The sequence below is a fragment of the Leptospira vanthielii serovar Holland str. Waz Holland = ATCC 700522 genome, assembly GCF_000332455.1.
GTDB classification, from domain to species: Bacteria; Spirochaetota; Leptospiria; order Leptospirales; family Leptospiraceae; genus Leptospira_A; species Leptospira_A vanthielii.
Genome location: NZ_AOGY02000027.1, coordinates 82,404 through 103,225, shown reverse-complemented (window position 1 = coordinate 103,225; position 20,822 = coordinate 82,404). Strand labels below are relative to the sequence as shown.

Below are 20,822 nucleotides of genomic sequence, written 5' to 3'. Positions count from 1 at the left end.
GACCTTTTTGTTTGACCGAAACTTGCAATCAGAGAGGTTAGAGGAAAGACGGGAATCCGTCTAAAGAATGGATTATGAATCGTAAGTTTTTAACTCTTTTGTTTCTCATTGGACTTTCACTCGGCGGGATTGCTTATTTTTCCTCGCAGGAAACTTCCTATCTCCTTCTGGATGCCTCCGAACTGGCAGCAAACCAAACCAAATACTCAGACCAAAATCTTCGTGTGCGTGGGTTTGTGCGGGTAGGGAGCCTTGTCCGGGAAGGAAAAAAAGCCAAATTTGATTTGGAACTGAATGATCAAATCATCCCTGTATTTTTTACAGGAGCCACTCTTTTGCCAGATGCCTTTAAAGAAGGAGCAAGAGCCCGAGTGGACGGAAAGTTGGATCACGGGGTACTCGTTGCTTCCCATGTAGAAGCAAAATGTGCCTCCAAATATGAAGCGGGATACGCTGAGGAAAAATGAATAATTTAGGAACCATCCTTCTTGCAGCCTCTCTTGCCATTTTAGTTTTTTCCGCATTACAAACCATCTACGGAATTTATAAACAAGATCGAAAATCCATTGAACTTGGCCGTCTTGCTTTAATGACAAATCCATTTGTCATTGTATTAACATTTACAGTTTTATTAACACAACTCGCCAGGTCAGACTATAGCAACTATTATGTAGTCATGCATTCCAGCGAACACTTACCTTTGTTCTATAAAATGACATCGATCTGGTCAGGTTCTTCTGGAAGTTTGTTATTTTGGAATTTGATTCTAAACGTATTCACCTTTATCGTGTTATGGCAAACTCGTAAGTCCATTGAAGACAGAATCCCTATGATGAATCTCATCCTCGCGGTATTATCTGGATTTTTTTCTTTTCTTGCTGTTTTTTATGGAGATGCCCAACCATTCCGTGAGTTTGTTCCAGAAGCTGCGGCAGGCCGGGGCCTCAATCCCCTCCTCCAACATTGGGCGATGATCATCCATCCACCCATCCTTTATATTGGTTATGTAAGTATATCGATTCCTTTTGCCATTGCTATGTCAGCTCTTGTGTCAGGACAACTTTCTGAAGATTGGATGAAGTTCATCCGCAAATGGACTCTGTTTTCTTGGTTCTTTCTCGGAACAGGAATTTTACTCGGGTCGAAGTGGGCCTATGAAGAGTTAGGTTGGGGTGGGTATTGGGCATGGGATCCGGTAGAGAATGCATCACTAATGCCTTGGCTTCTTACCAGTGCCTTTGTCCATTCGGTTGTGATCCAAGAACGTCGAGGGATGTTGAAGTTTTGGAATATGTTACTTGTGATCCTTGCTTTTCATTTTAGTTTGCTTGGAACCTGGATCACTCGTTCCGGGGTTCTCGAAGGCCCACATAGTTTTTCTAAGTCTACGATTGGCACACCTTTTATCATCTACATCATTGGTAGTTTTCTTTTCTTCACTGGTTTTGTGATTTATAGAAGAAAAAACCTCACTCCAGAAAGAAACTTGGAAGCCATCACTTCCAAAGAAGGAAGTTTTCTTTTAAACAACTTTTTACTCGTCCTCTCGACCGCAGCAATTCTGTTAGGTGTCTTTTCCCCGCTTTTGTATGGAAAAGAATTTAAGGCTCCTTGGTTTAACTCCTGGGGAGTCCCTGCTGGGATTTTTCTTTTACTTCTTATGGGATCGGCACCACTTTTAGCTTGGAGAAAGGGAGCAGGTGCTGTCTTTTTTTCCACTCTTCTGAAACCTTTTATTGCGGGGATCATTGGTGGCGGTTTGTACATCCTTTTCTATTCCCAAAACTTTACCAAACCAGATAGTAAGTATGGGGACGTACTTGCCGAAGTGTATTCGGTTCTTACGGTTACCATCGGTATTTTTACCATATCAGGGATCATACAAGAATATTACAGAGGGATTAGAGCTCGGCGAGAAGAGTTTAAAAACGAGAATTTTTTTGTGGCCGGATACCGAATGTTACTCAAAAACAAACGTCGGTATGGTGGGTATTTAGTTCACTTTTCACTAGTTCTTATTTTTATTGGGTATGCGGGAAACGCATTTAAAATCAATACATCCGTCCGATTTTTTTATGAACTCCAACCGCCCACTTCTGAAGAGATAGTTTATCAGTCCATCGACAAAGCAATGATTGGTGGGTATCAAATAGAGGCCTCTACTCTCAAATTAAAACCGGTCCTAATTTCAGGCCTTGGTGGAGAACCTAACATTCAAAATGTGATTGTTTCCCAAGAGGGAACATACGGAATCTTTCGAGGAACAGAAAAACTTTCGGATTTAGTTACCGAACGTAGGTTTTACCCACAGATCTCTCACCTAACAGGAGATTTCGAAACTCACATTCCCACCAGTGAACCGGCTATCCTCTCTATGGCAAAAGAAGATTTTTACATCCAACTTGGTGCGATTGAAACTTCCGATCTCAAATCTGAAAACCCAGATCTACCTTTGATGTTTATGCAGTATTACTTCACACCAGGAAGTGAAATGGACAAACTCAAATTTTTTCTCAACTTCCCAAAACAGATTGTTGCGAACTTAGAAGTTTGGGTGAATCCACTGGTAAAACTCATTTGGCTTGGATCTTTACTTTATTTCCTTTCTGGAATTTTTTTGTTACTCCCTCTTGGGGAAACCAAAAAGAAGACGGTAGGTTAACAGATGAAAAAAGAATTTTTTTATCACAGAAACCACCAATTGAGGATGGTTTTTTCGCAATCGTTCCCACTAGGAAGATTGACTGCCATAGGATCCAAATCAAAAGTCTGGATCGTGTTCTTTGGTTTCTTTCTCCTATTGCCAAACCTTTTATTGGCACAGAAAACAACTACCAACCTAAAAGAAGAAGGTCAAATCCAAACCTTCTTAAAAGTGACCGAACAAATTCGTTGTATCTGTTTACCGAGTCTTCCCATCCAATCTTGTTCGTTTAATATGTGTGCGGCTTCAAGTTACCTCAAAACCTTTATCGAAAACCGAATCAAAGACGGAATGAAGGAAGAGGAAATCATTTCAAAAATGGAAAATGGTTTTGGAGATTCTGTTTTAAAAGACCCCATTGTGATGATGTTTCAGGAAAACGGAAACCAGGGAATGGTAGATTCCATAGTTTATGGTTTTGGACCAAAAATTTTAGCACAACCAGATGGAACTTGGATCAACTTCACCTTATTCGCATTAGGTGTTCTGGGACTTTTTGGAATCTATAAATTTGGGACCAGAAAAAAGAAGGAAACTCCAGAGGCAAATTCAAAGCCATCAAGTGACCAAAAGTCTACCACCGAAGAAATCAAAAACAAAATCCGTAAATTCGAAGAAGAAACCTAAGTGTCTAGGACAAATATTCTTTAATTAAAACAATAGATTCATTTAAAGAACTATATATTGGATAGATTCCTTAGAATAAACTAAATCCTCCCATTGGTAGTTTGAGAATTAGAATTTGACTAGAGAGAATTCCACTTCTTTCGAACCAGGATGAGTTCTTCCACCAATCGGTGGATGCTCTCCAACGTTAATTTTGCATTCAAACTAATCCGTAAACGCGGAGTGGAAACTGTCGGGGGCCTGATGGCCCGCACGTCCAATCCCTTTTCCTGTAAATACGCTGCATAGAATAACGCCTGTTTTTCTGTCTCAAGTAAGATGGGAACAATATGCGATGTGGAATCGGTAATCAAAAATCCATTCTGTTTTAATGAATCCTTTAGCTTATTTGCAAGGGATAAAAGATTTTCTCTTTCTTTGTCCATAGAACCTAATAACGAAAGTGCAAAAAAGGCGAGTTCCGAAATCATAGGAAGCGGAGCCGTAGAAAAAATAAAAGACCGCATTACATTCACTAAGTGATCACGACCAATTTGTTTTGTAACAATGATTCCACCTTCAAGTCCTAAAGATTTTCCTAATGTATAAACCCGGTAATCGATAGATTGGATATCCGAAGGGTCAAGGTCTTGAAAGACAAGTCCCTTCCCACTAGGGCCATAAATTCCGAAGGCATGGGCTTCATCCAATACGAGGACAAATCCAAATTCTTTTTTTAAAGACAAAAGGGTTTTTAAGTCGGGAGAATCTCCATCCATACTAAACAGAGATTCGGTAACGACGATGCGTTTATTCTTCCGTGTAGGATCTTCCAAGTCTAGTTTTTCTAAGAGAGATCGCAGGTGGCCTAAATCCAGATGGTTGTAGTATTTTTTCTTTGCACCGGCTATACGAATTCCATCTAAAATGGATGCATGGTTGAGGCGATCGGTAAACACATAACAATCGGGGGCTGCAATCGAATCCAAAAGACCAAAATTTGCTGTAAAACCAGTGGAAACAAGAAGAGCTGCCTCCCCTTCTACAAAACTCGCAAATGCAGATTCAAACTGTTCCATGGAAGTGGTATTGCCCCGGACCAATCGAGAAGCAGTCGAACCAAAGGGATAAATATCCTTCTTCGATTGGAAAAATTCCAACATACTCGGCTTAGTTGCAAGTCCCATATAGTCGTTAGAACAAAAGTCAATTCCCTGGTAGGAACGAGTTTCCCGAAACAATTGTTTTTCACGAATGGAATCTAATTTCTTTTGGACTTCTGTCCAATGGTCTGCCACAACTACCAGTTTTCTTTTTCCTTAATATTTTCCGATTTAATTTTTTACCCATTTTGTTAGAATGATCCCACAGATGAGTCTCCTCCCTCCCGATGTAATCCATCGAATCCGTTCTGCCCGCAATATTTTGTTTCTTACGGGAGCCGGGATTTCTAACGAAAGTGGGATTCCGACCTTTCGTGGCGAGGGTGGGTATTGGAAAACTTACAAAGCAGAAGAACTTGCCACACCCGAGGCCTTCGTTAGACATCCTGATGTGGTTTGGGAATGGTATGACTGGAGGCGAGGCATTTGCCACGAGGCCAAACCGAATGACGGACACCTAACAATTGCAAAATGGCAAACAGCTTCTTCGTTTGTCAATCTCATCACACAAAATGTAGATGGCCTCCATCCCAGAGCTGGGAGCAAGAACCTACTAGAAATTCATGGTAATATTTTCCGTGCACGTTGTACACACTGCCAGGCAAAATACCATCTGGAAGAGGATGGCCTAAACCAACCGGGACTCAAATTTTGTACGACATGTGAATCTTTGTTACGGCCAGACATTGTTTGGTTTGGAGAAGGTTACGACAATATACTCCTTACCAAAGCTTGGGAACTAAGTAAAGTCGCCCATGTTGTGTTTGTGATCGGAACTAGTGCGAATGTTTCGGTTCCGACCAATTTGGCTCTAACTGCCATTCGCAATGGGGCACTCGGAATCGAAATCAATCCGGAAACCACATCCCTCACTCCTTCCATACAACATCACTTTGGTGGGAAATCGGGAGAAATCCTTCCCGAAATTTTTAACGAAGTTTATCCAGAGGGAATACCGAAGTAAAATAATGACTCGTATCCTTAAATCTTTTTCTGTAAACCTTCCGCTTTCATAAAATGAATCCTTATCAATCTTTGAATATAACCAAGGGACTAAAATGACCACCATCGCCTTACTGATCCTTTCCAATATTTTTATGACCTTTGCCTGGTATGGACACCTAAAGTTTGCAAAATCCAGCAATATGTTTTATATCATTCTCTTTTCTTGGGGAATCGCATTTTTTGAATATGTGCTTATGGTTCCGGCAAACCGCATTGGTTATACTGTTTATAAATTCGAAGGGTTCCAGTTAAAGATCATCCAAGAAATGATCACTATCTTTGTGTTCATTTTGTTCGCGACTCTCTTCCTTGGAGAACGACTCAAATGGAATTATATCGTAAGTTTTGGACTGATCCTTCTTGCGGGATATTTTGCGTTTGGTTTTGGAAACAAATCAAACGGACACTAAAAATTGGACCAAGGCTTCAGCGATTTTTTCTTTCGGTAATGGTCCGATTTCTTTTTCCAAACCCTTACCACTAAAGATACGAACGCTAGAATCCACTTCTCCAAACCCTTTGCCCGCACCCACATAGTTTCCCACAATGTAGTGAAGACCTTTTCTTGTTAGTTTGTCTTTTGCATACCTTTCAAGTTCTCTAGTTTCGGCAGCAAATCCCACACGAATCGAATTTTCTATTTTGTGTTCGGAGACAAATTCAGTGACTTGTTGTAATACATCTGGATTTTCTTCTAACTCAAGAAGAAGGCCTTTCGTTCCTTCGGAAGTTTTTTCTTTTTTGATTTTATGTTCTGCTGTCATGATGGGGCGAAAATCCGCAGGAGCCGCCGCCATCACAAGCAAACTATCGTTAGTAATCTGAGATAAAACTGCATCTCGTAATTGGATGGTGGTTTCCACTTCAATATTGAGTTTGGCACCTGGAACATTGGCATATCGTTCCAAAGTATTTCCGTGGATGTAAATCACTTCGACAGGATATAACAAAAAAGATTTGGCTATTTCATAACCCATCTTTCCAGAAGAGGCATTGGAGATATAACGTACAGGATCAATCCATTCCCGAGTTGGGCCCGAAGTAACGATCACTCGTTTGAATTTTAAGTTCATGAATTTTTTGTATGGAGTTTTATAATTTGTTCGGTAATGGATTCCACGGTGGCAAGTTTACCGTATCCTTCATCCCCACATACAACAATTCCCTTATCAGGAGAGACAATGGTCACACCGTCTTTTTCCAAAATTTTTAGATTCCTTTGGACCGCAGGATGTAAATACATTCCAGGATTCATTGAAGGAGCAACTAACACAGGCGAGGTACAAGCTAAATAAGTGGAGGTGACTAAATCGTCAGCGATTCCATTTGCCATTTTCCCAATGATATTGGCGGAAGCCGGCACTACAGCGAGAACTGAAGCAATGTTTTTGATTTCGATATGTGCCATACCAGTATCAAATTCATCCACGCGAACCGGTTTTCCGGTTAAGGCTTCGAAGGTAATTTTTCCGACAAATTTGGTAGCATTGGAAGTCATGATCACACGGACAGGGTATCCTTGTTTGGTAAGTCCTCTTACCAAATCACAAGCCTTGTAAGAAGCTATGGATCCTGAAACCGCAATCACAATTTCTTTCATCTACCTGTCCTCGTAAGAGAGCTCCCTCTCCATTTCAGAATCATTATCTTCTTCTAGTTTCGGAGTAAACAAAATGGAGATGATTTTATTTCCTTCCATTTTTTTTACTTTAAGACTTCCCTTTTTAATTTGAACGATGCTTCCTTCTTTTGGCATATCCTCGTTCTTTTCCATAAAATAACCAGCGATGGTTCTAACTTCTTCCATATCCGAAGGTTCTTCCCCTTCCAAAATGCCAGATAAACTGGAAAGTTCCGTTTCTCCATCAAGAGTAATGGCTTTTGTTTTTTTATTCGTTGAAGTTACATCGACTTCATCGGAATCCGTTTCATCCCGGATTTCACCAAAAAATTCTTCTATGATATCTTCTAACGTCAGTAAACCGGAAACTCCACCATATTCATCAATGACAATCGCCATGTGTTGTTTTTTCTCGCGAAGTTTAGTCATTACTCGTTCAATGGACATAGATTCTGGAACCTTCACAAAATCCTTTTCCATAATCACGGTGATCTTTTCTTTTTTACCTTTGGCAGAAAGATGTGCCGCTTGCCATTTTAAATACTTCTGTACATGAACAATCCCCACAATACGATCCAATGTTTGATCATATACCGGGTATCTTGAAAAACTATGTTCTGCAATGAGAGGAAGCATTTTATCTATCGTTGACTCTTGTGAAATTCCAATGATAGAAAGTCTATGTGTCATTACGTCTTTTGCAGTGTGTTCGGAAAAATCAAAAGTCTTTTGGATGAGTTGCATCTCAGCATTATCGATCCGGCCTTGTTTCCTTTGTTCTTCGATGATAATCATCAATTCTTCTGCAGAGTGGACATACTTATCACCCGTACGTTGTAAGCGGAAAAGTGTAAGGACTCCTCCTGCCAGACGGTTCATTACGAATGTGACTGGAAAGAAAAGATAATAAAACAACCACATAGGGCCAGACACTCCAAGAGCAATTGCCTCTGTGTTTTGGATGGCCAGGGTCTTAGGAACTAGTTCCCCCAAAATCACATGTAGGAGTGTGATGAGAGTAAACGATACTCCAATAGAGATGCTGTGGATAGTAACAAGATCCAATTCAATATGAAACATACGAAGGAATCCAGAAACAACACTGGCAAACAAAGCTTCGCCGATCCATCCAAGGAGTAGGCTTGCAACAGTGATTCCCACTTGGCAAACCGATAACATATCATCGATTTTAGAGACGGCCTTTTTGGTAAGATGAGCCATAGCTCTGTTTTCTTTGACGAGCTCCTCTAGGCGAGAGGGGCGAAGGGAAACCATAGCAAACTCGGCTGCTACGAAGAAACCATTGACAAAGACGAGAAGGAAGATGAGAAAGATGCCGATTATTTCCATAGAAACTCGAACACCACTAAAGTATTATGATCAGGGTCCATTGCGTATGAGGAATAGAATTAAGTATTTTGGACCGATCTCCTAGTGTCGCCTACATTTTGACCCATTTTTACCGGAAATGCAAAAGCAGACAAAACTCCGACCCAAGGAATTTAGTCTGATTATGTCACTCCTACTGGGCGGTAACCTGAATCCAAACCCCTTCCTCACGGTAACGAGAAGGATCGGCAAGGCCCGAAACCGATCCCGCATCCAAAACAGGTAGAGTGGGAAGGTATCCAATCTTTTTGGTTCCCGATCGAAACCAAAAATGCAACCAATTGTAGTGCCAAGAGTAATCAGACCAGGACTTACCAAGGACACGTTCGGTATAAACTATCATTTCAGGAACCGTGCGGTAATCGATCCTACGGAATAATTTAAGGAAAGGAATTTCTTCGTATGACCCGGTTTCGGATTTACAAGACCAAGACAGATTGGTGACAGAATTCACCGAACTGGCGTTTGCTTGGAAGTCCCAAAGATGTAACCTTTCCTTTTCTTTTAGAATCCTAGAACCTTCAAAATAAGCAGTTTCGACAAGATTCATACCTTTCCCTTCCAAAGAACGCATGTTCTGTGGACATTTCCAAGAAAAAACATTCAATGGTTTTTGTACCTCCGTTTGTGGGAGAAGAGAAAAGAAAAATATAAACCCAGTCTCTTTCATTTCTTTTTTCAGAGAACGCATCAAACTGGCTCCCGATTCATTTAAATAAATTTGTACAGTGTCAGCATCTTTACTGGAACTTATCAGTTCTCTGACCGAATCAATGACATCCGAAGTATCTGGCCTCTGGGAACGAATTACTTTCCAACTAAGTTGGTTTCGTTTGGATTCTCTCGGATTAAAGGTAAAAAGATAAAACTCATCCTTGTAGGGTAACAAAAGGATGGTGGGAAGTTTAGCAGATTCTAAATTACGAACAGATTCTTCTTCAGTTTTTCTTTGGATTTGGCTTTCGGTTTCCCGACTGTCTGCATAAGTAGAATCAAAAAACTTGGATTCTCTAGCGGTGGAAAAACCAGAGAGGTATTGGAATTGTTTATCAACAAATTGAATCTGCAACAATGAATGCGGACTTCCCTTACCTCCTCGAATCCACTTCACAGCATTGTATTTGTAAATAGAATCTAAGAGCCCCCAAACATCGTTATCATCTCGAAGATGGCTGAGTGCATATTCAAAAAACAAATCTGTAGAAAAAGCAAGTGGCCGGTAATTGCGAATATAATACAAATCTTCATACAGATTGTTTTGTAAGTAGTCGGTGACACCATCCCGAATGTTTCCATTCACCGGTCCCTTTTTGCCAGATGCTGTATGGGCAAATACAAACCCGAAATTTCTAAGAAATTCTGCCGCATAAAAGGAATTTTCTTCATCCAAAATCCCCCTACTCTTTGTTAACTCAATAGTAGACTTTCTGAATTCCTTTCTATAAATTTGGTTATAACCTTGTAAGATGGTGGCAGCATATTCCAACCGCCTCCATTTTTTCTCCTGAGCCATATAAATGATTTCGTCAGTCAACCTTGATGACAACTCAGGATTTTGATCCATTAACATCTGCGATATTCTAAGTTTGGGCCAGATGTCTGCTTCTGTTAACTTTTCAGGATCTTTAATTTTTTGCAGAGCTTTGAGTGCGGCATCTGCACCGTTCACTTTATATAGGGAAACAGAAATCAAATCTTTCACGCCGCTGATGGACATTGGTTCATTCAAAAACGGATGGTGGATATCTGCTGACCAATTATTCAAATCCAACTTTAGATAATAATCTAAAGATTTTTTGTAATCTTTTTGAAAGTAGGCAAGTGCACCTAACTTCACATAGATTCGATTAAGGATGGATGCCTTTTTCCCTTTTGTTAGTCTCAAAAAATTTAACAAAGATTCTTCAGCCCCAGGATAATCTCCAAGTAAAATTTGGAAAAATGCCATCCGTTCATTCGAATTTTCACCAACGAACCCATCTGAAATTCTTTCCAGATCCATAATCATTTTTTGTAAATGAATCCCTTCTCTCACAAATCCAAGAAACGATAGTTTGGCGGGAAGATCTTCGTCAATTCGATCAAGAAGAGGGATCCATTCCAGATTAGGATCTTCGAAAAAAGGGGAATTGACACGCATGATGTTCACAAAATGTTTGTGCATGTCCTTCTCTTTTCCGGAAGGAAGATCAATGTAATATTGCAAACGGAATACACGGCATAATGAATAGTAAGGTTTTGTTTTTTGGCAGTCCATTCGGATCATGGACTTTTTTTCATCTTCCCCTGTTTGGAAAAGATTGGTTCGCATGTTTTTTGCTAGGTTACGAAAATAGGTATTGGGTTCTTTTTGAATGTATGTATCCAGGACTTTGACCGCCTGAACTTCCTCGCCTTGAGACTGTTTCCATAAAGAAGTCAATAAAAAATCGGCAAAAGCATATTCGCCTTTTTTGGTTCGTAAGTCATAAAGGATATTGGCGATCCCTACTTTGTCTTTTTTACGAAGGTAATACTCCCCTAACATAAGATAGTAGTCGATCTCTTGGATTTGGCTCATCCCTTCCGGGTTCTTAAATCGAAATTCGTCCCTTGCATTTAATATTTCTTTTCCTTGAATGAGCAGTTTTGAGGATGTTCCCGCAACTACCCAACCGTGGTTTCTTTGAGATTGGCTCATCAGACTTCCCGCTGGAAGTGCAGAAATACAACATAGAAAAATAGAAAGTGACAGGCGATTCATCATCGTATCCATTATTCTTTAGGACCAATCGTTTTGGTCAAGTGACATAACAATTCATGGCAGAAAGTTTCAACTACCAATCCATTGTGGAGAGTTTTGACGAATTTCTAATCTATGTAGATCCCTTCTTAGAAATTCAATTTTCACGAACCTCTCCGAATCTCTATCTGCCACCTGACTCCATATCCACGGGAAAACATATCAACGACCTCCACATCACACCGAGGGATGCACTCATCCTCACTAACTTATGCCAAGAAACCCTGGCAAAAAAAACTCCATTCCAATTCACGACAAACCTACTCGGAAATCCTTTCCGAATCTCTGGGCGGTATTTGGAATTTAAAAACACACCAGGAGTCATTCTTCGTGGAGAACCAAACTTTAGCATTGAAAATGTAATTTTAGACAGCGGTCCTTATGTGATCTTTCGGTTTAAATTTGATACCGAGTTTTTAACAACTTACGTGTCTCCCAATATTTCACTCAACCTAGGGTATCAAACTGGTGAATTCAAAAAAGGAATGTTGAAACCAGATGACCTCATTCACCCCGACGATAAAGAAAGAGCACTTGCCGAAGAGAAAGAATATATAAAAAATAAATCGCGAACTTATCAAAGGGAATTCAGATTCCAAAAACAAGATGGTTCGTATATTTATGTTTCCGATTATAGTGTCGTAAGTTATTTCAACTCATCGCCCACGGAAAAAATTTGTTATTTCATCGATATTACGGAACGAAAAGACAAAGAAATAGAAATCCTAAAACAACGAGATGAACTTGCAAGACTCAAACTACTATTTGAGGAAACGAATGCTGCCGCCAATGTGGGCGGATGGGAAGTGGATCTAACAAACAAAACAATTTTCTGGGCAAAAGAAACAAAAAGGATTCACGAAGTCCCCGACAATTACGTACCAAACCTAGAATCTGCCTTTGATTTTTATCCTTTAGAATCAGATCGAGAAAAACTAATTAACGCTTTTCACCTAGCAGACAAATACGGAACTTCCTACGACTTAGTATTAAAAATCAAAACACTCCGAGGAAACTTCAAATGGGTTAGAAGTATCGGACATTCAGTATTTGCAGACGGGAAAAGTATTCGAATTTTTGGAAGTTTTCAAGATATTACAAAAAACGTAGAATTGGATATCCAAAGAGAAGATGCTTTAGGAAATTTAGAGAGTATTCTTGATGCAACCACCCATGTGACAATCATCGGAACTGATACAAACGGCACCATCACCCACTTCAACAAGGGTGCCGAATTCCACTTACAATATGATGCAGAAGATGTGGTTGGAAAAACCTCACCTGCGATTTTCCATAGACCTGAAGAAATTCAATTACGTTCAACCAATCTTTCCAAAGAATTCGGAGTTCCCATTTCTGGATTTGATACGTTTATATACAAAGCAAAGTTAGGTGAATTTGATTCTCACGAATGGACGTATGTTCGTAAAGACAAAACCGAATTCCCTGTCCAACTGGTAGTCACTGCAAGTAAAAACAAAAAAGGGGAGATCACCGGTTACTTGGGGATCGGAATTGATATCTCAGCTCATAAAGCCACCGAAGAAGCGTTACGTGCTAGTGAGAGCCGTTGGCAATTTGCATTGGAAGGATCCGGAGATGGGATTTGGGATTGGAATGCGATTACAAACAAAGTTTTCTTCTCTAACCAATGGAAGAATATGTTAGGATATTCAGAAGAAGAAATAGGATCCGATATTTCGGAATGGGAATCAAGAGTTCATCCCGCAGACAAACAAAATTATTTTTCTGACTTAGACAAACATTTTAACGGGGAAACCTCTGTTTATGTGAATGAACATAGAATGTTGTGTAAAGACGGATCCTATAAATGGATTTTAGACCGAGGAAAAGTAATTGAGTGGACAGAAGAAGGAAAACCACTTCGAATGATTGGCACCCACACCGATACCACCGAACGAAAACTACTCGAAAATGACCTAATCATTGCTCGCGAAAATGCAGAAAAAGCCTCGCAAGCAAAATCGGACTTTCTTGCCAATATGAGTCATGAAATCAGAACACCACTCAATGGTGTGATTGGATTTTCCGACCTTCTTATGCGGACCAATCTCAATCAGGTGCAAAAAAAATACATGGAAACTGTGTATCTTTCTGCAAGTTCTCTATTGGATCTCATCAATGACATCTTAGACTTTTCGAAAATTGAATCTGGGAAAATGGAACTCTATAAGGAAAGGGTCAATATCTACGATTTACTCCACCAAATCGCAGAAATCGTAAAACACAAAGCATACGAAAAAGGCCTAGAACTCATTCTCAACATTTCACCAAAGGTTCCAAGAAATATATTTGTAGATTCTTTGCGACTTAGGCAAATTCTTTTGAACTTAATCGGAAATGCTTTAAAGTTTACTTTAAAAGGCGAAATTCAAATCAAAATCTCCGCCGAACCAAAAGACAAAAACGAATACGAATTACTCTTTGAAGTGATCGATACCGGAATTGGCATTAGTCCAGAAAATAGAAATAAAATTTTCGAAGTGTTTTCACAAGCAGACACATCCACCACACGTCAGTTTGGTGGAACTGGCCTAGGACTATCCATCTCTAGTAAATTATTAAATTTATTTAATTCTAAAATGGAATTAGAATCTGAACGCGACAAAGGTTCTCGTTTCTTTTTCAAAATTGTTACCCTGGCTGACAATGAAAGGAACACCGAACCGGAACTAAATGAAATCAAAAAAGTAATGGTTTTGGATGACAATGATACCAACTTACTCGTGATCCATGAAATGTTAACTTACAAAGGGATCCAAGTAGATAGTTTTCGTTCAGCAAAAGAAGCCCTGAATTCAATCTCATCAGGAACCTTTTACGATGTGATCATCACTGATTTTAATATGCCAGAAATGAATGGACTAGACTTCATTGAAAAAATATTAAAAATTGTAGAATCAAAAAATTTACGAAAACCTTTCCTTTCTCTCCATACTTCTTCCAATGATGAAAACATTTATAAAAGAGGCAAAGAACTCGGCGTACAGTCTATCCTTTTAAAACCCATTCAGACAAACATCTTATATGAGAGTTTGGACAAACTAATATCAGGAAAAAGTCCAGAAATCATTACAACCAATTACGAACCAGTACATCCCATTCTCACGAATGAAAAAATTAAGATCATGATTGTTGAGGATAATCCTGTAAACATGATGTTAACCAAAGCGATTGTTCAAAAATCTTTACCAGGAACTATCATCATTGAGGCAGAGAACGGAGCGTTGGCAGTAGAAAACTTCATCCAAACAGAACCTCAATTGATATTAATGGATGTGCAAATGCCAGAAATGAATGGTTATGATGCCACCAAAGAAATTCGGAAATTAGCGAAAGGGAAACTTGTGCCAATCATTGCTCTTACTGCCGGGACTCTGTCAGGGGAAGAGGAACGTTGCCTCGAATGCGGGATGAATGATTATATTTCCAAACCCGTTGTTTTAAAAACCATCTCTGAAAAGATAAAACACTGGCTTCAACTGCATTAGATCGCCAATCTACTCTTGAACGATAACATATCACTCTACTAAGAGACCTTCCCAAAATGAAAGAATTCGAAAAAAGGGGAGATAACAAAAACCAAATCAAAGTCGATAAATGAGATGTACATTCATGCCAAAATATTGAATGAGATTGTCCATTTGACCCTATTTGCATCTCATGGACATTGTGCTAGTCTCTGTTTCCAAACTTTCCAAAACCATCGGCGAAAAAAAACTCTTTCAAAACCTTGATTTCTCTATCAGTGAAGGAGAAAAACTAGCCATTGTTGGTATCAATGGATCGGGTAAATCCACCTTACTGCGAGCCATCCTCGGCAAAGAAGAAACGGACTCCGGCCAAATCATCAAAAACAATAATCTCAAAATCTCCATCCTTGACCAAAATCCTGTTTTTGATCAGAAGGAAACCATCCTCGATCATATCTACAAAGGTGATAACAAACTAGTCACAACCATCCGTCGTTATGAAGATATCTGTGAACGAATGAGTGAAGGTGTCGAAGGACTCGATGATGAGTTTACCGAAATTTCCGGGGAGATGGACAGACTGTCCGCTTGGGATTATGAACAACAAGTTAAGTCCATATTAAAAGAATTAGGTGTTGAAAAGTTAGAAAGAAAGATGTCTGAGTTATCAGGTGGGATGCTTAAAAAAGTAGAACTAGCAAAGTCTCTCATTGATGAAAGCAACTTACTCATTTTAGATGAACCTACAAACCACTTGGATGTAAAATCCATTTTATGGTTAGAAGATTATCTGGCAGGCCTCGACAAAGCCATCATTCTCATCACACATGATAGGTATTTTTTAGATCGGATTGTGAATAAAATTTTAGAACTCGACCGTGGCAGTCATTTCCTTTATGAGGGGAATTATTCTATTTATTTAGAACGAAAAGTAGAAAGAGAAGAAACCCTCCAAAAACAAGAAGATAAAATCAAACAGTTTCTCAAACAAGAAGTGAAGTGGTTGAAACGCCAACCCAAAGCTCGTTCCACAAAACAAAAGGCACGGATTGAACGTGCCAGTGAACTCCAAAATAGAGAAAAACGCGAAGAACAAAAAGATTTAGAACTAAGTGTCGCCGCAAAACGCCAAGGGAAAACCATTTTAGAAATTCATAATCTAAAGAAGGCCATTGCTGATAAATTACTCATTAACGACTTTACTTATACCTTCAAAGCCAAAGAAAGACTCGGTGTGATTGGACCCAATGGAATTGGGAAATCGACTCTTCTGAACTTGATGGCTGGTCGTATTACTCCTGATAGTGGGTATATCAAACCAGGGATGAACACTAAGGTGGGTTACTTTGACCAAACGAGTTCCGAACTTCCACTGGAACGAAATGTTCTCGATTATATCAAAGACGTTGCCGGTGAGATGATAGAAACCGAATCGGGTGAAAAAATCTCCGCGGCAAAGATGTTAGAACGATTTTTATTTGATGGGAAGTTGCAATACACACCGATCGCCAAACTCTCTGGAGGCGAAAGGCGTAGACTTTTTCTAGTGCAGATCCTAATGACTGGTCCAAATTTTCTCATCTTAGATGAACCAACCAATGATTTGGACATCCAAACACTTTCTGTATTAGAATCCTTCCTCGATGAATTTCCAGGAACCGTTGTGATTGTATCGCATGATCGTTACTTTTTAGATAGAACCGCTGAGAGCCTACTTATCTTTCGAAAGGAGGGAAAACTGGACCATTATATTGGAACCTTCTCTTCCTTTTTGGAAACGGATACTTTGGAATTAGAAAGTGAACCTAGTTCCCCAAAACAGACCGTAGTTCCCCAAGTGACACCCGCAACGGGGAAACCACAAAAATCCAAACAAGACCAAAAGAAACTTTCCAAGTTAGAATCTGAAATTGCGAAGTTAGAGTCCACAAAAGTAGAATTAGAAAAGAAATTAAGTACATTCGCAAATGATCATACCGAACTAAGCAAAATAACCGAAGAAATCCAAAAGATAGAGTCGGAAATTCTTTACAAAATGGAGGAATGGGAAATGCTTCATTCCGAATGAAGACAGTCCTATATACAAGAATTTTTATTTGGACACCCATCATCTTTATTGGGTACTTCATCTCAGCTCAGATTGGTTTTAAAATTGCCTTCTTAAATAGCCAAGTATCTCCCGTTTGGCCCCCGGAAGGAGTGGGCCTAGCCTCACTTCTTCTCCTTGGTCCTGTTGCCTTACCTGGAATTTACTTAGGAGCCACACTCGCTAACTTTTTTAATAACCCTCATTTACCGACAGCATTTATCATTGGAATTGGAAATACCCTTAGCAGTTATATAAACTATAGGATCATCAAACGAGTCACAGAAAAAAGTGATCCCATCTATTCTACAAAGGATTTAATTTATTTTCTAAGCATTGGAACTTTTCCCGGATCTCTTGTGAGCACTGTGCTCGGTGTTACGAGTTTATGGTATTGGGATTTTTTATCTTCAGAATTATACTTTAATGTATTTTTTACTTGGTTCTCGGGAGAGATGTTGGGTTTTCTCATTGTTGCTCCCCTACTCTATGTTTGGTTTCATCCCAAAGCAAAACTAAAGTTGGAACTGCGCAAACAAATTGAACTCTTGCTTTGGATCATTTTGGTGTATATATCTGGATCCATCGCTTTTAGTGATGAATGGCCCTTACTTTTTTTACCCATTCCTTTTGTCATTGTCACAAGCATTCGGTTTCGTCAGTTCGGCGCCACACTGGCAACTGTTGTTCTAGCATTTACTGCGGTCACTCTCACCATTGAAGGAAAAGGTGTTTTTGCGAGAAGGGACGAAAGTGGACTTTCGATCAATGACTCACTCATCTTTTTAGATGCCTTTTTATTTTGTATCAGTGGGATTGCTTACTTTTTGGTGACTGCCACAAGGGAAAGAGAAAGAGCACAACTTGCTTCTTTAAGATCCTTACAAGTTCTAAATGAACTGAAAGAAAAAGCCAATGAAGAATTGGAACAAAAGGTATTGGAAAGAACGGCAGTCATCGAAGAACAAAGATCGGAAATCGAAAAACAATTGGATATGGCAAAACGGATCCAAGAATCTCTTTTTCCTCAGAAAGAAGTTTTTCCTGAAGGTGTGGAAATTCTTTTTAAAAATATTCCCATGATGAAAGTCGGTGGTGATTTGTACGACATTGTTTGGAAACCCGAAAAACTAGAGTTAGGTGTTTTTATTTGTGATGTTTCTGGGCATGGAATTCCGGCCGCCCTACTCAGTGCTCTTGTCAAAACCTCCCTTGATAAATGGAAAGAAGACCCCTCCGACTTAAAAGAAAACTTAGAATCCATTCGTAACCAAATCATTCCCAACCTCAGAGAACATTTTGTGACGGCTAGTTTACTTCATTTACATACAGATTCGGGTAAACTTCGTTTTGCACGTGCGGGACATTTCCCTCTCTTTATCATTCGTTCTTCCGGTGCCATGGTAAGTTTAAAACCTATGGGAAGAATCATCACTCCTATCTTTACCATCCTTGCCGAAGAAGAAAAATTCCAACTAGAGCCAGGCGACTTGATTGTGATGTTAACCGATGGCCTAACAGAAGCCAGAGCCCCGGACTCTTACCAAATGTATGGAGAAGAAAGACTTCTACATTTGATCCGCGATATGAGAAAAAACCTCTACTAGAAATTAGAGATCAGGTTTTCCAATCGGTAATCCAACTTTCTGGTGGAATCACCGCCATCCAAGATGATTTGACCTTTGGACTCATCCGTTATACGGGCGTTTGACGATTTATTCCCTTAAAAGAGGTTCTAAAAATTCTTCCATACAAGGAAGAAGGATCTCTGTTCTTTCTTTTTCATTCATGGGACCAAGTTCTCCACCTCGAGGAATGACAGATTTTCCATAATCAGCGTAGTTTACATTGGAAACGATTTCGATGATTTCTATTTGAGCCGTGTTGGTCTGACGAAGGTAAGCACCACAAGAGATAAAGGAACCGAGAGATGTATTTTTTTTCGATAAAACAAAATCTGATAGGAATCTGGATAGGGAGAATAACTACACTATCGCTTCGGGTATTGTTCTTTCTTCGCTAGGATCCACTTATGGATGTCCATCCCTTCAGGTAAAGTTACCGGATTTTTGGGATACACTCTCTTTTCTGGTGGCAAGAGGCTCGCACAACCTATCAAAAGAATTGCAGTGAGAAGCAGTAGAACATTTAAGGGAGGGACAACTCGAACGGAGAAAACAGACGGCAAGTGAGAAGGTGTTCTCTTCGGACAGATTGTACGGTATTGTGCCAATAAGTCCGAAGAGAGTTGGTAAAAATTCAAATGATCCAAGGCCTATAACCTCCATTTCCCAGGGTTGCCCATATTGTGGTATCTACCTGCTGGTACATGAAAGGGGTTGTGACCACCACCGTGGGATCTGGGAATTTGGAATTGGTTCCCTCCGCCGTGATGGGGGTAGTAAGGAACACCATAACTTCCTCTAGACCCTTGGTAAGGATAAGGGTAATTGCGGTAGTTGTGGCCATTCTGGCTGGGGTGCCTTGCGTAATAGGAATCATGGACGAGGTCGGGACTCACACAACCCCCTCCGAGTAGCGCCAAATCAGTCACAAAAAACAAGGAACAAAAAAACCTAACGAGCCTTTGACAGTTAAGCTTTTCCACGGATTCAGAATTGATTCTGTTCATCATGAACACAAGTATAGGGGAGAAAAAACATTTCTCCAATGGAGGGTTTCCGCATTTGCGGATAATACCTATACGAATGGTTTTTCTGGGATCAAAAGGAGAGATAGGAGTCGAAAGTATATTATGTCTCTTATGCGCCCTTGATGGGGAGGAGGCGTTAGCCGTCCGGAGGACCGAAGCGAACGCGGAGTCCGGACCAAGCAAGGAAAGGCGCCCTAATTCGTTCTTGTTTCCCTCCTAATAGTTAAAAATGATGGAAAAATAAGTTAAATTTTCCGCAGGAAGTGTGCCCATCCATGGCAAATATCTATTACGACGACAGTTGCGATCTAAATCTCCTTAAAGGTAAAACCATTGCAGTGATTGGCTACGGAAGCCAAGGTCACGCCCAAGCTCAAAACATGAAAGATTCTGGTTTGAAAGTCATCATCGGACTTCGCGACGGATCCAAATCAGTAAAAGAAGCAAAAGAAGCTGGTTTTGAAGTTTTCAGTGTTGCGGAAGCCGCAAAAAAAGCAGACATCATACAGATCCTTGCTCCCGACACCATCCAAGCTGACATGTATAAGGCGGACATTGAACCGAACCTTACTGAAGGGAAAGCTCTTGTATTTTCTCATGGATTTAACATCCATTATGATCTCATCACTCCTCCGAAAAACGTAGACGTGTATATGGTAGCACCTAAAGGTCCAGGACATTTGGTACGCCGCGTTTACACAGAAGGTGGTGGAGTTCCTTGCCTAATTGCGATCTACCAAGATGCAACAGGCCAAGCCAAAGCTCGTGCCCTAGCACACGCTAGTGGAGTCGGTGGAGGAAGAGCAGGAATTTTAGAAACTTCTTTCCGTGAAGAAACAGAAACTGACCTCTTTGGAGAACAAGTGGTTCTTTGTGGTGGAGTTGCGAACCTCATCATGAGTGGATTCGAAACATTAACAGAAGCAGGATACGATCCAGAGATTGCTTACTTCGAATGTTTGCATGAAGTGAAACTCATCACTGATTTGATTTATGAAGGTGGACTGGCACGTATGCGTTATTCCATTTCTGATACAGCAGAGTATGGAGATTATATCAGCGGACCACGCATCATTGATGCCGGAGTGAAAGCTCGTATGAAGGATGTGCTTACTGATATCCAAAAAGATAAAGGTGCAGCGTTCGCTAAACGTTGGATGGCCGATACAAAGGCTGGATACCCTGAATATAAAAAACTCAAAGAAAAAAATGCAAGCCACCCCATCGAGGATGTAGGTAGAAAACTACGTTCTATGATGAAGTGGCTTGCGAAGTAATTTTTAAGGTAACTACAGTTTTAGTCTAAAGAAAGGAAGAAG

Annotated in this window: 15 protein-coding genes; 9 read left to right on the top strand and 6 right to left on the bottom strand. The window is 40.0% G+C overall.

Annotated elements, in window-relative coordinates; genetic code table 11:
- The first annotated feature begins 74 nt into the window (after positions 1-74).
- Genes LEP1GSC199_RS05975 through LEP1GSC199_RS05965 form a run of 3 tightly spaced genes read left to right on the top strand, consistent with a single transcriptional unit; the run spans position 75 to position 3,331 of the window.
- Positions 75-467, top strand: a complete 393-nt coding sequence (locus tag LEP1GSC199_RS05975) for a cytochrome c maturation protein CcmE domain-containing protein (RefSeq protein ID WP_002975114.1) — start codon at positions 75-77, stop codon at positions 465-467.
- Entirely contained in the window at positions 464-2,662 is a 2,199-nt protein-coding gene (locus tag LEP1GSC199_RS05970; protein WP_002978791.1) for a heme lyase CcmF/NrfE family subunit, read from the top strand. Before LEP1GSC199_RS05975 ends, LEP1GSC199_RS05970 begins: the two co-directional genes overlap by 4 nt.
- A 3-nt stretch (positions 2,663-2,665) precedes the next feature.
- On the top strand, positions 2,666-3,331 hold the full coding sequence (locus tag LEP1GSC199_RS05965) for a cytochrome c-type biogenesis protein CcmH (RefSeq protein WP_002978943.1): 666 nt from the start codon (positions 2,666-2,668) through the stop codon (positions 3,329-3,331).
- A 119-nt stretch (positions 3,332-3,450) separates the two neighbouring features.
- Here the strand turns inward: LEP1GSC199_RS05965 and LEP1GSC199_RS05960 are convergent, their stop codons facing one another.
- Positions 3,451-4,608: an aminotransferase class I/II-fold pyridoxal phosphate-dependent enzyme gene (locus LEP1GSC199_RS05960; RefSeq protein ID WP_002978874.1), complete on the bottom strand. Its 1,158-nt coding sequence runs from the start codon at positions 4,606-4,608 to the stop codon at positions 3,451-3,453.
- 73 nt (positions 4,609-4,681) lie between these two features.
- Here LEP1GSC199_RS05960 and LEP1GSC199_RS05955 point away from each other — a divergent pair, with 73 nt between their 5' ends.
- Both LEP1GSC199_RS05955 and LEP1GSC199_RS05950 read left to right on the top strand, forming a co-directional pair.
- Positions 4,682-5,437 carry an SIR2 family NAD-dependent protein deacylase gene (locus tag LEP1GSC199_RS05955; protein WP_002978979.1) on the top strand — a complete coding sequence of 252 codons (756 nt, stop codon included), beginning with the start codon at positions 4,682-4,684 and terminating at the stop codon, positions 5,435-5,437.
- A 94-nt stretch (positions 5,438-5,531) separates the two neighbouring features.
- Positions 5,532-5,888 carry a DMT family protein gene (locus tag LEP1GSC199_RS05950; protein WP_002978940.1) on the top strand — a complete coding sequence of 119 codons (357 nt, stop codon included), beginning with the start codon at positions 5,532-5,534 and terminating at the stop codon, positions 5,886-5,888.
- Here LEP1GSC199_RS05950 and LEP1GSC199_RS05945 read toward each other — a convergent pair.
- The 4 genes from LEP1GSC199_RS05945 to LEP1GSC199_RS05930 form a co-directional block, all read right to left on the bottom strand.
- Positions 5,874-6,551, bottom strand: a complete 678-nt coding sequence (locus LEP1GSC199_RS05945; protein ID WP_002978848.1) for a phosphopantothenoylcysteine decarboxylase domain-containing protein — start codon at positions 6,549-6,551, stop codon at positions 5,874-5,876. The two genes, LEP1GSC199_RS05950 and LEP1GSC199_RS05945, sit on opposite strands and share 15 nt — an antisense overlap.
- Complete coding sequence (locus LEP1GSC199_RS05940; RefSeq protein ID WP_002978897.1) at positions 6,548-7,078, bottom strand: phosphopantothenoylcysteine decarboxylase; 531 nt, start codon at positions 7,076-7,078, stop codon at positions 6,548-6,550. The genes LEP1GSC199_RS05945 and LEP1GSC199_RS05940 overlap by 4 nt, the downstream gene beginning before the upstream one ends.
- Positions 7,079-8,449: a hemolysin family protein gene (locus LEP1GSC199_RS05935; RefSeq protein ID WP_002978997.1), complete on the bottom strand. Its 1,371-nt coding sequence runs from the start codon at positions 8,447-8,449 to the stop codon at positions 7,079-7,081.
- Positions 8,450-8,621: 172 nt separating this feature from the next.
- Positions 8,622-11,231, bottom strand: a complete 2,610-nt coding sequence (locus tag LEP1GSC199_RS05930) for a hypothetical protein (RefSeq protein WP_002978876.1) — start codon at positions 11,229-11,231, stop codon at positions 8,622-8,624.
- Positions 11,232-11,287: 56 nt separating this feature from the next.
- On the opposite strand from LEP1GSC199_RS05930, the gene LEP1GSC199_RS05925 reads away from it, so the two are divergent.
- The 3 genes from LEP1GSC199_RS05925 to LEP1GSC199_RS05915 all read left to right on the top strand — a co-directional run bounded on the left by LEP1GSC199_RS05925 (position 11,288) and on the right by LEP1GSC199_RS05915 (position 18,457).
- Entirely contained in the window at positions 11,288-14,782 is a 3,495-nt protein-coding gene (locus LEP1GSC199_RS05925) for a PAS domain-containing hybrid sensor histidine kinase/response regulator (RefSeq protein WP_002978823.1), read from the top strand.
- A gap of 172 nt (positions 14,783-14,954) precedes the next feature.
- Positions 14,955-16,832 (top strand): ABC-F family ATP-binding cassette domain-containing protein, encoded by a 1,878-nt coding sequence (locus tag LEP1GSC199_RS05920; RefSeq protein WP_039926199.1) that lies wholly within the window; start codon positions 14,955-14,957, stop codon positions 16,830-16,832.
- Positions 16,829-18,457: an MASE1 domain-containing protein gene (locus LEP1GSC199_RS05915; RefSeq protein WP_002978918.1), complete on the top strand. Its 1,629-nt coding sequence runs from the start codon at positions 16,829-16,831 to the stop codon at positions 18,455-18,457. The genes LEP1GSC199_RS05920 and LEP1GSC199_RS05915 overlap by 4 nt, the downstream gene beginning before the upstream one ends.
- Before the next feature lie 668 nt (positions 18,458-19,125).
- Here the strand turns inward: LEP1GSC199_RS05915 and LEP1GSC199_RS20750 are convergent.
- Positions 19,126-19,371 carry a hypothetical protein gene (locus LEP1GSC199_RS20750; RefSeq protein ID WP_232420669.1) on the bottom strand — a complete coding sequence of 82 codons (246 nt, stop codon included), beginning with the start codon at positions 19,369-19,371 and terminating at the stop codon, positions 19,126-19,128.
- Between the two features lie 407 nt (positions 19,372-19,778).
- Here LEP1GSC199_RS20750 and ilvC point away from each other — a divergent pair, with 407 nt between their 5' ends.
- Positions 19,779-20,780 carry a ketol-acid reductoisomerase gene (ilvC, locus tag LEP1GSC199_RS05900; RefSeq protein WP_002979007.1) on the top strand — a complete coding sequence of 334 codons (1,002 nt, stop codon included), beginning with the start codon at positions 19,779-19,781 and terminating at the stop codon, positions 20,778-20,780.
- Positions 20,781-20,822 lie beyond the last annotated feature (42 nt).